Annotated in this window: 13 protein-coding genes; 7 read left to right on the forward strand and 6 right to left on the reverse strand. The window is 61.8% G+C overall.

Going from position 1 to position 12836, the window contains the following annotated elements:
* Nucleotides 1–8: 8 nt before the first annotated feature.
* Together AB7E19_RS17265 and AB7E19_RS17270 are read left to right on the forward strand one after the other, a co-directional pair.
* The gene (locus AB7E19_RS17265; protein WP_322131814.1) at nt 9–1733 is read left to right on the forward strand and encodes a proline--tRNA ligase; all 1725 of its coding nucleotides are present in this window, start codon (nt 9–11) and stop codon (nt 1731–1733) included.
* A gap of 195 nt (nt 1734–1928) precedes the next feature.
* A complete protein-coding gene (locus AB7E19_RS17270; RefSeq protein ID WP_049635944.1) occupies nt 1929–2558 on the forward strand; it encodes a 3'-5' exonuclease in 630 nt (209 codons plus the stop codon).
* 194 nt (nt 2559–2752) lie between these two features.
* On the opposite strand, the gene AB7E19_RS17275 is transcribed toward AB7E19_RS17270, so the two are convergent.
* The 3 genes from AB7E19_RS17275 to AB7E19_RS17285 all read right to left on the reverse strand — a co-directional run bounded on the left by AB7E19_RS17275 (nt 2753) and on the right by AB7E19_RS17285 (nt 4614).
* Nucleotides 2753–3433, reverse strand: a complete 681-nt coding sequence (locus tag AB7E19_RS17275; protein WP_045523363.1) for an SDR family oxidoreductase — start codon at nt 3431–3433, stop codon at nt 2753–2755.
* 18 nt (nt 3434–3451) lie between these two features.
* Nucleotides 3452–4081, reverse strand: a complete 630-nt coding sequence (locus AB7E19_RS17280) for a TIGR04219 family outer membrane beta-barrel protein (RefSeq protein ID WP_043155850.1) — start codon at nt 4079–4081, stop codon at nt 3452–3454.
* Between the two features lie 92 nt (nt 4082–4173).
* The gene (locus AB7E19_RS17285) at nt 4174–4614 is read right to left on the reverse strand and encodes a copper chaperone PCu(A)C (RefSeq protein WP_322131815.1); all 441 of its coding nucleotides are present in this window, start codon (nt 4612–4614) and stop codon (nt 4174–4176) included.
* A gap of 89 nt (nt 4615–4703) precedes the next feature.
* On the opposite strand from AB7E19_RS17285, the gene AB7E19_RS17290 reads away from it, so the two are divergent.
* Nucleotides 4704–5453 carry an enoyl-CoA hydratase gene (locus tag AB7E19_RS17290; protein WP_264787322.1) on the forward strand — a complete coding sequence of 250 codons (750 nt, stop codon included), beginning with the start codon at nt 4704–4706 and terminating at the stop codon, nt 5451–5453.
* Nucleotides 5454–5455: 2 nt separating this feature from the next.
* Here the strand turns inward: AB7E19_RS17290 and AB7E19_RS17295 are convergent, their stop codons facing one another.
* Nucleotides 5456–5884: a DUF2753 family protein gene (locus AB7E19_RS17295; protein WP_010672859.1), complete on the reverse strand. Its 429-nt coding sequence runs from the start codon at nt 5882–5884 to the stop codon at nt 5456–5458.
* 284 nt (nt 5885–6168) lie between these two features.
* Here AB7E19_RS17295 and AB7E19_RS17300 point away from each other — a divergent pair, with 284 nt between their 5' ends.
* Nucleotides 6169–6843 carry a CatB-related O-acetyltransferase gene (locus AB7E19_RS17300; RefSeq protein WP_043155848.1) on the forward strand — a complete coding sequence of 225 codons (675 nt, stop codon included), beginning with the start codon at nt 6169–6171 and terminating at the stop codon, nt 6841–6843.
* 49 nt (nt 6844–6892) lie between these two features.
* On the opposite strand, the gene AB7E19_RS17305 is transcribed toward AB7E19_RS17300, so the two are convergent.
* Nucleotides 6893–7600, reverse strand: a complete 708-nt coding sequence (locus AB7E19_RS17305) for a ParB-like protein (protein ID WP_045523357.1) — start codon at nt 7598–7600, stop codon at nt 6893–6895.
* 174 nt (nt 7601–7774) lie between these two features.
* On the opposite strand from AB7E19_RS17305, the gene AB7E19_RS17310 reads away from it, so the two are divergent.
* From AB7E19_RS17310 to AB7E19_RS17320, 3 genes are all read left to right on the forward strand, one after another.
* Nucleotides 7775–9379, forward strand: coding sequence for a peptide ABC transporter substrate-binding protein (locus AB7E19_RS17310; protein ID WP_128318329.1), 1605 nt, complete (start codon nt 7775–7777; stop codon nt 9377–9379).
* A 110-nt stretch (nt 9380–9489) separates the two neighbouring features.
* A complete protein-coding gene (locus AB7E19_RS17315) occupies nt 9490–9789 on the forward strand; it encodes a hypothetical protein (protein ID WP_010672856.1) in 300 nt (99 codons plus the stop codon).
* Nucleotides 9790–9940: 151 nt separating this feature from the next.
* On the forward strand, nt 9941–11500 hold the full coding sequence (locus AB7E19_RS17320) for a PAS domain-containing methyl-accepting chemotaxis protein (protein ID WP_322131817.1): 1560 nt from the start codon (nt 9941–9943) through the stop codon (nt 11498–11500).
* 96 nt (nt 11501–11596) lie between these two features.
* On the opposite strand, the gene AB7E19_RS17325 is transcribed toward AB7E19_RS17320, so the two are convergent.
* Complete coding sequence (locus AB7E19_RS17325) at nt 11597–12817, reverse strand: DEAD/DEAH box helicase (protein ID WP_128296426.1); 1221 nt, start codon at nt 12815–12817, stop codon at nt 11597–11599.
* Between the last annotated feature and the right edge of the window lie 19 nt (nt 12818–12836).

The raw sequence follows: 12836 nt of genomic DNA on the forward strand, positions 1-12836 counted from the left end.
CTACCGCGATGCGTACCAGCCAATATCTGCTTTCCACTCTCAAGGAAACCCCCTCCGACGCTGAAGTTGTCAGCCACCAGCTGATGCTGCGCGCCGGGATGATCCGCAAACTCGCTTCCGGCATGTACGCCTGGCTGCCGACCGGCCTGCGGGTCCTGAAGAAGATTGAAAACATCGTCCGCGAAGAGATGAACAATGCGGGTGCCGTCGAAGTATCCATGCCGGTGGTACAGCCCGCCGAGCTGTGGCAGGAGTCCGGCCGCTGGGATGACTACGGCCCCGAGCTGTGCCGCCTGACCGACCGTCACAACCGCCCCTTCGTGCTGGGGCCGACCCACGAAGAGGTGATCACCGCGCTGGTCCGTTACGAAGTGAACAGCTACAAGCAACTGCCGCTGAATCTGTACCAGATCCAGACCAAGTTCCGCGATGAAGTGCGCCCCCGTTTCGGCGTGATGCGTGGCCGCGAATTCCTGATGAAGGATGCCTACTCCTTCCACATCGACAAGGCCTCCCTGGTCGATACCTATGAGAAGATGCACGCGGCCTACTGCACCGCCTTCACTCGCATGGGTCTGAACTTCCGCCCGGTGCAGGCCGATACCGGCTCCATCGGGGGCACCGGCTCCCACGAATTCCAGGTGCTGGCCGAGAGCGGTGAAGACTTGATCGCCTTCTCCGATACATCCGATTACGCCGCCAACATCGAGATGGCCGAAGCCCTGGCACCGGCTGGCGAGCGCGCTGCCGCAACCAAAGCCCTGACCAAGGTGGCCACCCCGAACGTCCACACCATCGACGAAGTGGCCACTTTCCTGAACGTGGCGCCGACCGCCATCGCCAAGACCCTGCTGGTACTGGCCGAGGAAGACGAGCACGGCAAACAGGCCGTCATCGCCCTGGTACTGCGTGGCGACCACGAGCTGAACGAAATCAAGGCTGAGAAGCTTTCTGGCGTGGCTAACCCGCTGACCTTCGCCAATGACGAGCAGATCAAAGCGGCCGCCGGTTGCGATGCAGGCTCCATCGGCCCGGTCGGCTTTGCCGGTCGCATCATCGTCGATCGCAGCGCCGCCCATCTGAGCGATTTTGTTTGCGGCGCCAACGAGACCGGTTTCCACCTGACCGGTGCCAACTGGGATCGCGACATCACCTCTTTTGAGGTTGCCGACCTGCGCAACGTGGTAGAAGGCGACCCGAGCCCGTGCGGCCAGGGCAAGCTGCTGCTCAAGCGCGGTATCGAAGTGGGCCACATCTTCCAGCTGGGTACCAAGTACTCCGAAGCGATGAAGGCGAGCGTGCTGAACGAAGGCGGCAAGTCCGTCACCATGGAGATGGGTTGCTACGGTATCGGGGTTTCCCGTCTGGTGGCTGCCGCCATCGAGCAGAACAACGACCAGTACGGCATCATCTGGCCGGACGCCATCGCCCCGTTCGAAGTGGCCATCGTGCCGATGAACATGCACAAGTCCGAGCGCGTGGCCGAGCAGGCACAACAGTTCTACGCCGAGCTCAAAGCCGCCGGTGTGGACGTGCTGTTTGACGACCGCAAGGAGCGCCCGGGTGTGATGTTCGCCGACATGGAGCTGATCGGTGTGCCCCACGCCATCGTCATCGGTGACCGTGGTCTGGACAACGGCGTGGTGGAGTACAAGTGCCGCCGCTCCGGCGAGAAGCAGGAAGTGGCGATCAAAGAGATCGTTGCCCTGCTCAAGGCCAAGCTGGGTCGCTGATAACGCCGACACCGCCTTTCGCTTTTCATAGGAAAGCCCCGAGTGCCACGGCATTCGGGGCTTTTTATATGGCTCTCAGCCATGATGCACAAAAATGCGTCTCCAGCGTGAACCAATGAGATAACTGCATTGCCCTGTACACGGTACGGCTGATTTCCTAGACTGGCGCTCTTTACCCAGCTTGCCCGAGAAGTTATGTCCATCGCCTCAGCCAATACCGTTGTCGTGCTCGACTTCGAGACCACAGGGCTTTCACCCGGACAAGGGGATAGAGCCATCGAGATCGGTGCCGTCAGAATCAAGGATGGTCATATCAGTGAGCGTTTCTCGGCATTGATGAATCCGGGCTTCAATGTGAGCAGCTTCATCGAGCAATATACCGGGATCAGCAATGCCATGCTGAAACAGGCTCCCCCCTGTAACGAGGTGATGGCGGATTTCGTCGACTTTATCGGTGATGACAATCTGGTCGCCCACAACGCCTCCTTCGACAAGCGCTTTCTGGATGCGGAAATAGAGCGATTGCCGGCGCAATACCGCGGCCAGTTCGCCTGTTCCCTGCTGCTATCGAGGCGCCTGTTTCCCGATGCCCCGGATCACAAGCTGGGTACCCTGGTGCAATACCGGAGCCTGCCCAATGACGGGGTGTTTCACCGTGCCCTGGCGGATGCAGAGGTGACGGCCCACCTCTGGCTTGCCTTGTTGGAAGAGCTGGCGTGTCGACATGGCATTATCGACCCGGACTTTGCATTGCTGCTGACCCTTGGCAAGAAGCCAAAACAGGTGATTCCATCCTTCCTGCGGGAATATGCGACTCGGAAATAATATGTGCCGACATGCATCATCAATCATCCATGCCATGTCGGCACTGAATTTACCCGCCTTCAAATCCATGATGGCCCGGCGTAAAGAGAAGCAGGCAAGCAGATAATTTAGCACTGCACATCAATGAAAAAGCGCGCCAAATGGCGCGCTTTTTGTTTCCTTGTCATCTGGCGACGGGGCCGGTTCACGGCGCTTCAGGCATTGCGACCGATAAAGAGATCGGTCACATGGCAGCTGCTTCTCGCGGCCAGCGCATCCAGCATGTAGGCTGCCGCGTCTTCCGGCGTCATGAAGCCACTCGAATCCACGTGATCCGAATTCTCCCAGAACTCGCTGCGGATCCCGCTCGGATAGAGGTTCACCAGTCGCAGGGGAGCACTCTTCAGCTCGGCCCGCAAGGATTCGAGAAAGCCGCGCATCCCCCATTTGGAGGCGCAATAGAGGCTCTCGTTGGCCTTGCCGGTCTGGGCGGCGGAGGAGAGCACATTCGCCAGCACGCCGCCCTTGTCGCCGATGAGGCGCACCGTCTGCTGGGCCACCAGTATGGTGGAGATGAGATTGCTCTCCACCACCCGGCGGATCTGCTCGGCGGTGTAGACACCCACCGGGCCGAACTCGCCGACACCGGCACAGTGGATCACCATGTCGGGCAGGCCGCCCCACTCCACCGCAGCGGCAAAGGCGACATCCACCTCTTCGTGGTGTGCGAGATCGGCGGCAATGCCGATCACCGCCTTGCCGAGCAGCTCTTCCTGCTCCTGCAGTTTCTGGTAACGGCGACCCATCATGGAAACCTGATGGCCGCGTTCAACCAGCCCTATGGTCAGGGCGCGGCCCAGTCCGGACCCCGCGCCAGTCACTATGATGTGGCCCATGTGTGCTCCTCAGGGAGATCAGAAGGTGAATTCACCACCGATGAACCAGCCGTCGATGGTCTGATCGACGCGGTCGAAGTCCATCTCGGCCTCACGCCAGCCAGCGCGGATCTTGAGCGGCACGGAAGAGAACTTGTAGGAACCGCCCAGACGGTAGTCGTAGTTGTCGGCATCCTGCACGCGGGCATCGCCGAAGGCGGCAAAGCCGGTCCCCGGGATACGCACTTCGGCGCCGGTGTAGGCCATCAGCACATCCTTGTCATAGGAGTAGTGCTGGGTGTTAAAATCACCGTCGTAGCGACGACCGGTCAGACCCAGATCGATCTGGAACAGGTCGTTGTTGAACAGGCGATAGTAGAGGCTCAGGTCGTAAGCCAGCAGATCGTTGTTGAAGCTGCCGCCGCTGCTGCTGAAGTCGGACATTTCGAACTTGGCGTTGGGCAGCAGCAGGATGCCGTGCTCCAGTTGCAGGTAGCCGCTCCAGTTGTAGTTCTCGTCGTAGCTGCCATCGGCACCCACGCTGCTGACCTGGCCACTTCCCTGGGCATTCCACAGATCGGCACCCGCCGCAAAACGCCAGTCATTGGCGGCCATGGCCCCATGGCTGAGCAGAGCCATCACAGTGCCGGCAATCAGGGTCTTCTTCATCACTTCGCTCCATTTTGGACTGGAAAGGCCATCATTTTACCCGCTGGGCAAGGAATACCTAGAGTAAAAAGCTGAACAAGCGTCCATAAATGTCAGTGCTTCATCCCTTTCATGGGTTCGACCGGCTTCACGGGCAGGCTCAGTGACAGCGTCTGCCCATCGTCCAGGGTCAGGGTCAGCGGGAAGGGCGTGCCCTGGGACAGGGTATGGATGTCGAACAACATGATGTGCAGGCTGCCGGGCTTGAGCACGGCCTCCCCCTTGGCCGGGATCTCGATACTCTCCACCTGGCGCATCTTCATGACGCCGTTCTCGTGCAAATGGGTGTGCAGCTCGACACGGCCCACCTCAGGGGACGCCCCCGCCACCAGTTTCACCGGTTTGTCTCCATCGTTCCTGAGCACCATGAACGCCGCCGTGTTCGGCGAGCCAGGGGGCAGCAGGCGCACATAACCATCGACCGCGTCGACCTTGGCCAGGGCCGGGGCGGCCAGAAGCAGTGCCATGGTGGAATAAAACGCACGTTTAAACATGGTTGAAATCCTTTTATGATGTTGTTAAACGAAGCAAAGCTTACCCCTGTGGCAAGCTTTTGACAGCCCCCGACAACAAGGATTCAGACATGGCCCTCACAATTCTGGCCGAACAGCAGGACGGCTTGCTCACCCTGACCTTCAATCGACCGGAAAAGCGCAATGCCCTCAACACGGAGACGTATCTGGCGCTGACCGACGCACTGCGCCAGGCCGCCCGGGACGAAGAGGTCCATGTGCTGCTGTTGCAGGGCCAGGCGGAGTGCTTCACCGCCGGCAACGATCTGGCCGACTTTGTTGGCAAGCACGCCCTTGAGCCGGACGATCCCATCCTGCAATTTCTGCACACCCTGGCCGACTTCCCCAAACCGGTGATCGCCGCCGTGGGCGGCCCGGCAGTCGGCATCGGCACTACCCTGCTGCTGCACTGCGACCTGGTCTATCTGGGTGACAACGCCCGGCTGCAGCTGCCTTTCGTCGAGCTGGGGCTGGTACCGGAGTTTGCCGCCAGCTTGCTGCTGCCACGCGCCGTCGGTCACCTCAAGGCGGCGGAGCTGTTGCTGATGGCAGAGGCCATCGATGGGGAAGAGGCGCTGCATCTCGGGCTCGCCAACCAGGTGCTGGCCCCGGCGGACCTGCTCCCCTTCGCTCGGGAGCAGGGACTGAAACTGGCGGCCAAGCCGCCGATGGCGCTTCAGAAGAGCAAGGCGCTGCTCAAGCAGGAGCTCAAACAGGCGGTGCATTTCGTCATCGACCTGGAAGCGCGCGCCTTCGCCCAGGCCCTGCAAGGGGAAGAGGCGCAAAGCCGCATCGCCAGCAAGCTGCAAAAACGGCGCTGAACTCAGTTGAGACGGAACCGGCCTATCAACTCGCAGCCCTGCACCCTGTCCTGCACCTGGATAAGCCGGGCAATCTCCGGATTGGGGTGGCGCTTCAAGAAGGAGAGCAGGGCGGCGCGGCAGCAGCCCAGCTCACTGATGAGGGATTCGCACTCCCGGTTGGGGCACTGGGGCACCAGGGCGGTGACCAGCTCGGAGGCGAGCTTGAGGTAGCGCAGTTCATAGGCGGGCTCTTCCATGGCACGCCAGAAATCGGCCATGCGGTGACAGGTGGCGACCCGCATGCTGGCCAGTTCGTCCAGATCCCCGGAGGCCAGCTCATAGACTTCCCCCAGAGCCTGCTGATAGAGGCAGATCGCCGTGCCCAGAGCCCCCATGCCAAGGGCATTCTCCGCCTCCAGCATGTAACGTTGCCAGTTCTGATGTTCCATGTTCCTCTCCTTTGCCGACACGAGTGGAGTCTGTATCATGGCCAATCGAGAACAAATATCAACCAGACCCTTTGTGCTGGTTTTTATAGCACTTGGCTACCTGGGGCGTCTCGATTACGATCCTCACCCTCGATATTCAACTGCATGCATCACTCATGACGCCTCGTCTCCCTCAAATGCTGGGCTGCTCCCTGCTCTGCATCCCCCGCATGCTGGTCTGGATCTATTAGCTGCGCTCAATCGAACGCCACTAACCAGATCCATCAACAAGAGGGAATACCAAGATGAAACCCTGCAAGCACTGGTCTCAGGTCGAATATCTGCACCTGACTGTGACCAATCCCAACATCTGTCTCAAGGGGAAGCACAGCTACTACTCCGGCGCCTGGGACGGTCCGTTCGAAGACGCCGCCGTACGCTATCTACATGGCGACAGCTTTAGCCGCCATCCCGACACTGGCTGGGAACCGCTATGGCATATCGACAGACTTCACATCGGCGACTACGTGCAGATCGCCGCAGGTGTGAAGATCCTGATGGGGGGCAACCATACCCACAATACCGACTTCATCAGTACTTATCCGTTTCTGGAGATGGAGGCACTCAAGCGCAGTTATCGACCGGCTGGCGATACCCGCATAGGCAATGATGTCTGGATCGGCATGGACACGATGATTATGCCCGGAGTCAGTATTGGTGATGGTGCCATCATTGCAGCGCGCTCGCTGGTCAATCAGGATGTCCCCCCCTACGCCATGGTCGCAGGGACGCCCGCCAAAGTCCTGCGAATGCGTTTCGGCGATGACGACATCGTGCGACTGCAGGCGCTGGCCTGGTGGGACTGGCCCGATGAAAAGGTACAGGCGCTGCTCCCCTGGATCCAGCAAGGGGAAGTGTCCCTGCTAGAGCAAGCGGCCAAGCAGTGGCAAGAGCATTCGAGCCCACTCACTGGGCGCTGAATACAAAAAAGGGCGACCCGGTGTCGCCCTCTCTTGTGAATATATTTGCTCATTTCGCAATTTGTGACGGATTGACGCGACACTGCTTGCCGGGGTAACCAGGCAGATCCGCCGCCTTGCTGCTGCACGCCAGCCGTTTGGCTTCGGCGAGGCGATCCGCGAGGTTGACCTCATCGATCGGCTGCCAGGCCATCTGCTGGCCGAGCCAGCTGGCCCAGGCAAACTCGACGAAGTAGACCTGATCCTTCTTGCTGAAGTAGCCCGCATCCTGCAACAGCCCCGCCAAGGTGCGGTAGGGATAATCCGGCAATTCACCGATATGACCGGGCAACTGCTCGGGAGTCAGGGGTTGACCCCGTTCATCCTTGAGCCAGGCCCAGTGGTTGTTCTGCATCTGGCTCCAGAAATTGGCCCTGTCCTGCAACCGTGCAATCACCTTGACCCTGACCTGCTTCACCCCCTGCTGCCACAGCGCCTTGGTCAGGTGGTGCCTGTCCACCAGCCAGTAACCCCCATCCGGCGCGATGACGATGGGGATCTCTTTCTTTTTCATCAGTTTGTCGAGCTGCTTCTCGCCCTTGTCCGCCAGCTCCCGGGCAGTGGTATCCACCTGCAACTGACCCACGCCACCCTGGGTGGGGTGCAGCGCCTCGATGTTCACCTCGCACCAGCTTCCCACCGGGCTGCTCTTCTCGCACGGGGCCAACGCCCAGGCCCCCTGGCTCAGCACGCAGACCAACAAGATCCATGCTCTCATCATTCTCTCCTTTTCCTGGCGCTCACGGCGCCCCTTCGTTGACAGCCGCATCGGATATCAATGGGACTCATGCTGGCGGTCTGACCAGCAAAGGGGATATCATGATTTCCCATCTGCCGGCGATGCATTCTCGCCGAGTTTTCTCCCCGCTTCACACATTTTGAAGGATTCACCATGAAAGGATGGAGCCCCCTGTTGGCCCTGCTGGGCTGTGCCTGCGTCCAGGCTGCCGATGTGCCACCCGGCACCCCACTCGCCGCCGAGCAGGCCGTCGTCCGTCATCTCAAGGATGAACCGGCGAGCCTGAGCCCTCTCAAGCTGGTGGGACTGCCGGAGCTGCAGGTCCTCAGAGACCTTTACGAGGGGCTGCTGACCCAGGGGCCGGACGGCAAGGTGCTGCCCGGGGTGGCATCCCGCTGGGACAACGAGGGGAACCAGACATTCACCTTCCACCTGAGGCCGGATGCCCGCTGGTCCAACGGCGACCCCGTGCGCGCCGCCGACTTCGTCTATGGCTGGCGCAAGCTGGTTGACCCCAGGGAAGCCGCCACTTTCGCCTGGTTCGCCCAGCTCGCCCGCTTCGACAAGGTGGACGACATAGTGGCAGGCAAGCTGGCCCCCGATGCGCTCGGGGTGGAGGCCGTCGATGACCATACCCTGAAGGTGACCCTCTCCCAGCCGGTGCCCTATTTCCTGAGCCTGCTGACCCATCCCAGCCTGTCGCCCCTGCACCGGGCCAGCATGGAACAATATGGCAACCAGTGGACCCAGCCCGGCAAGCTGGTGGGCAACGGCGCCTTCGTGCTGAGTCACCGGGTGGTGAACGAGAAACTGGAGCTGACGCCCAATCCCTACTACTGGGATCGCGCCCACACGGTGCTGACCCGCGTCACCTTCGTGCCCATCAACCAGGAGAGCGCGGCCACCCACCGCTATCTGGCCGGGGATCTGCACATCACCGAATCCTTCCCCAAGGAGCAGTACCAGAGCCTGATGGCCCAGATCCCGGGGGAGGTCTATACCCCGGAACAGCTCGGCACCTACTACTACGCCTTCAACACCCAACGCCCGCCCCTCAATGATGTGCGGGTGCGCCAGGCGCTCTCCTACACCATCGACAGGGGCCTGATTGCCGACAAGGTGCTGGGAACCGGGGAGAAACCGGCCTACCACTTCACCCCGGACGTGACCGCCGACTTCGACCCCAAGCCCAATCTGCTCTCCACCAGCAGTCAGCAGGCGCTGGACGAGCGTGCCAGAGCCCTGCTGAAAGAAGCGGGCTACGGCCCAAGCAATCCCCTCAAGCTGACCCTGCTCTACAACACGGCGGAAATTCACAAGAAGATGGCACTGGCCATCGCCAACCTGTGGAAACAGAAGCTGGGGGCCCGGGTCGAGCTCACCAATCAGGAGTGGAAGACCTATCTCGACAGCCGTCAAAGCGGCCAGTTCGAGGTGATCCGCTCCTCCTGGGTCGCCGATTACAACGACCCCTCCGCCTTCCTCGGGCTCTGGGGATCGGGCCACAGCGGCAACATGGCCCGGTTCGCCAACCCGGCTTACGACAAGCTGCTGGCGCAGGCGGCCAACAGTCAGGATCCCGCAGAACGGGCCCGCCTGTTCGATGAGGCCGAGGCCATCTTGCAGAAGGAGGCCCCCATCGCCCCCATCTACCAGTACACCAATGCCCGGCTCATCAAGCCCTGGCTCAAGGGGTATCCCATCAACAACCCGGAAGACGTGGCCTACAGCCGTCAGCTCTACCTCGTCAAACACTGAGTCCGGGGAGGGGTCGGGACATCTGACCCCTCCTGGCACTGTTCCTGTTCAAGTTCCCGGCATAAAATGCCGCCTCTTTTCATTCATCAACCCCGTGATCCGATCCTGCCATGCGTGCTCTGCTCCTGATTGCCCTGTTTGTTGCCCTTCCCGCCAAGGCCGCCGATGAAACCGAATGCCGCCAGGCCTTCCTCGAATGGATGTTGAGCCAGCAGAAGCAGTTCAGCGACCGCAAGGCCAGCAAGATGGAGCGGCGCAATGCCGAACGAGCCATCGATCAGGCCCGGGATGCCTTCGCCAAGCAGGAGAGTTTCTGCCAGGCCATGGCCTGGGTCGCCAGCGCAGAAGACAATGACCCCCGCTTCAAGCCGAGGACGGGGGAGATCCACGACTTCACTCCCCGCGGCTGAGCCGCCATCTACGACTTTTTTCAGCCTTTCCCGTGTTGATTTATTGACCCAAGCCAAGGTGGTGTAACAGTCCGCATCTACAATGACGCCGTAACAACCACAAAAATAAAAAATAATTTTATCAGTTACTTGGCTCATTCAGGATGCGCACATGACCACAACCCGGCACGAAGGGGAGATCCGTTTCCCCGATCACATATCACTGATCTCGACCACGGATCCCGCCAGTCACATCACTTATGCCAACCAGCACTTTTGCGATGTGGCGGGCTACAGCGCGACCGAAATGGAAGGGGAGCCCCACAATCTGGTCCGCCACCCCGACATGCCCAAGGCCGCGTTCGCCGACATGTGGCGCCGCCTGCAACAAGGCAAGAGCTGGATGGGGCTGGTAAAGAACCGCGCCAAGAGTGGTCAGTTCTACTGGGTCAACGCCTACGTCACGCCGATTCTCAACGATCAGCAGCAGATCATCGAATACCAGTCTGTCCGCACCCGTCCCCAGGATCACGACATCGCCTGGGCAGAGCAGCTCTATGCCCGGATCCGTGACGGCAAGGCACTGCCCTGGCTGACCCGGCTGACCCTGGAGCCGGGGCAGCTGTGTCTGCTGCTCTCTGGCACCGCCCTGCTCGGCATGGGGGCCAGTCTGGTCACCGGCCAGCCGGGGTGGGGCGTCATCACCCTGCTCTGCTTGCTGGCCCAGATGGGACATGGCAGGCATCTGCAACGGCGGCTGGCCAGGCTGCTGGCCATGGCGGGCGAGGAGCAGGGCAGCGCCCTTTGCCAGGTACTCTATGCCAGGCGTCAGGACAGCCTGGCCGCCCTTGAACTGCTGCTGCGCATGAAGAAGGCAGAGCTGCGCGCCGTGGTAGGTCGCAGCGCGGACACCAACCAGCAGATCCTGCAGGCGGCGGAGGATGACAGGGGGCATATCCAGACCATAGACACTCACCTGCAACAGCAGCGGGCCCAGAGCGAGCAACTGGCGGCGGCCATCACCCAGATGAGCCAGTCCATCCGCGATGTGGCTGACAATGCCCACCAAGCCAATGCGCTGGTGGGCGAGGTCCAGCAGGTGTCCGCCAGTGGTCAGCAGGCGCTGGCCACCACCCGGGATTCGGTCGACAGGCTTCATCAGGAGCTGGACGCCAGCCAGGGCGTGCTGGCGCGCCTGACCCAGGACAGCCAGAAGATCAACGGCATTCTGGAGGTGATCGGGCAGATTGCGGATCAGACCAACCTGCTCTCCCTCAATGCGGCCATCGAGGCGGCACGGGCCGGTGAACAGGGGCGCGGCTTTGCGGTGGTGGCCGACGAGATACGGGCCCTGGCCCAGAAGACCCGCAGCTCCACCGGCGAGATAAGCGACATGATAGGGGCGCTGCAACAGAGTACCCGGCAACTGTCCGATGGCATGGAGCAGGGGGCCCAGACATCAGTGCTCTGTCAGCAGCACATGGGGGCCACCGCCGAGGTGCTCGACCAGATCAACCGGATGCTGGCCCGGGTGACCCACACCAGCGACGAGATAGCCCAGGCGGTGAGCCAGCAGGCGGATGTCACCAGCACCCTGGATCAGGGGATCCACCAGATCCACCAACTGGCGAGCCACACCGCGGACAACAGCCGTCAGGCCCTCGATGGCATCACCCTGCTGGTGGAGCGGCTGCAAAACCTCTCCCGCCTGATCAACCAGTTCCACGACTGACCCCCTTGCCGTGTAGTTTGGCGCGCCCCCGGGCGCGCTGCCGGTCTCTCCTCTCCTTCACGACGACAGGCTCCCGCCGGGGGCAAGAAGTCCGTCTCAGGATTTGCCCTTGAACTGCTTGATGCTGCGCTTGCCCTGGGTGCGACGGTTCGCCTGCTTGTCTCTTGGCGCCCGTTTGCTCTCCCCGCTGGCGGGTTTGTCGGTCACCGGGAAACCTGCCAGCGCCGCCAGGGGCAGGGGCCGACCGGTCAGGGCCCGGATCCCCTCGAGCGCCTCCCCATCCCCGTGGCAGGTAAGGGAGATGGCCAGACCGCTCTGCCCGGCACGGGCGGTACGACCGATACGATGCACGTAGACGGGCGCATGCTCCGGCAGATCCAGATTGATCACCACCGGCAATGCCTCCACGTGGATGCCGCGCGCCATCAGATCCGTGGCCACCAGCACCCGCACCCTGCCCTCCTTGAAATCCGCCAGCGCCTGCTCCCGCGTGGCCTGATCCTTGTTTCCGTGCAGGGCTGCCACCGTCATGCCAGCCCTGGCGAGTTTCTTGGCAACCCCGTCCGCGTCGTCCCTGGCACTGATGAAGACCAGCACCTGGGGCCACTCTCCGGCCTCCAGCAGGGCGATCAGCGCAGGCACCTTGCTGCTCCTGTTGACCAGATAGAGCCGCTCCTCGATGTCGTTCACCAGGCTGTTGAGCGGCTCGGCCTCGATGCGCACCGGATCCTGCAGCAGGCCCGAGGCCAGGCTCTCCAGCTCGACCGGCAAGGTGGCGGAGAAGAGCATCTGCTGCCGCGCCTCCGGCATCGCCTTCATCAGCCACTGGATGTCGGGCCAGAACCCCATCTCCAGCAGGCGATCCGCTTCATCCAGCACCAGCATGCGCAGGGCACCCAGCCCCAGCGTCTGCTGGGCCAGCAAGTCCCGCAACCGTCCGGGGGTCGCCACCAGCAGTTGGGGGCCGAGAGCCAGTTCCCGCTCCTGCCACTCCTGGGCCACCCCGCCACACAGGGTCAGAAGGCGCACCCCCAACCCGTCGGCAATCTCCTGCAGGGCGGCGCTCACCTGGCTTGCCAGCTCCCGGGTGGGGACCAGTACCAATCCCTGTACCCGGTCGCTGGCTGCGTCCAGCCTCTGCAGCAGCGGCAGGCCGAATGCCAGGGTCTTGCCACTGCCGGTCCTGGCCAGGGCAAGCAGATCCCGTCCTGACAAGGCAGCAGGAATGGCTAGCTGCTGAATGGGGGTCGGTTTTTCCAGCGCTGCGGGCAGCAGGGGCAACAGGGCGGGGGCAAGGGCGAGTTCGTCAAACGTCATGGGGATCGCAGATACAGGC

The organism is Aeromonas sp. (genome assembly GCF_050252055.1).
In the GTDB taxonomy this organism is placed as follows: Bacteria; Pseudomonadota; Gammaproteobacteria; order Enterobacterales; family Aeromonadaceae; genus Aeromonas; species Aeromonas caviae.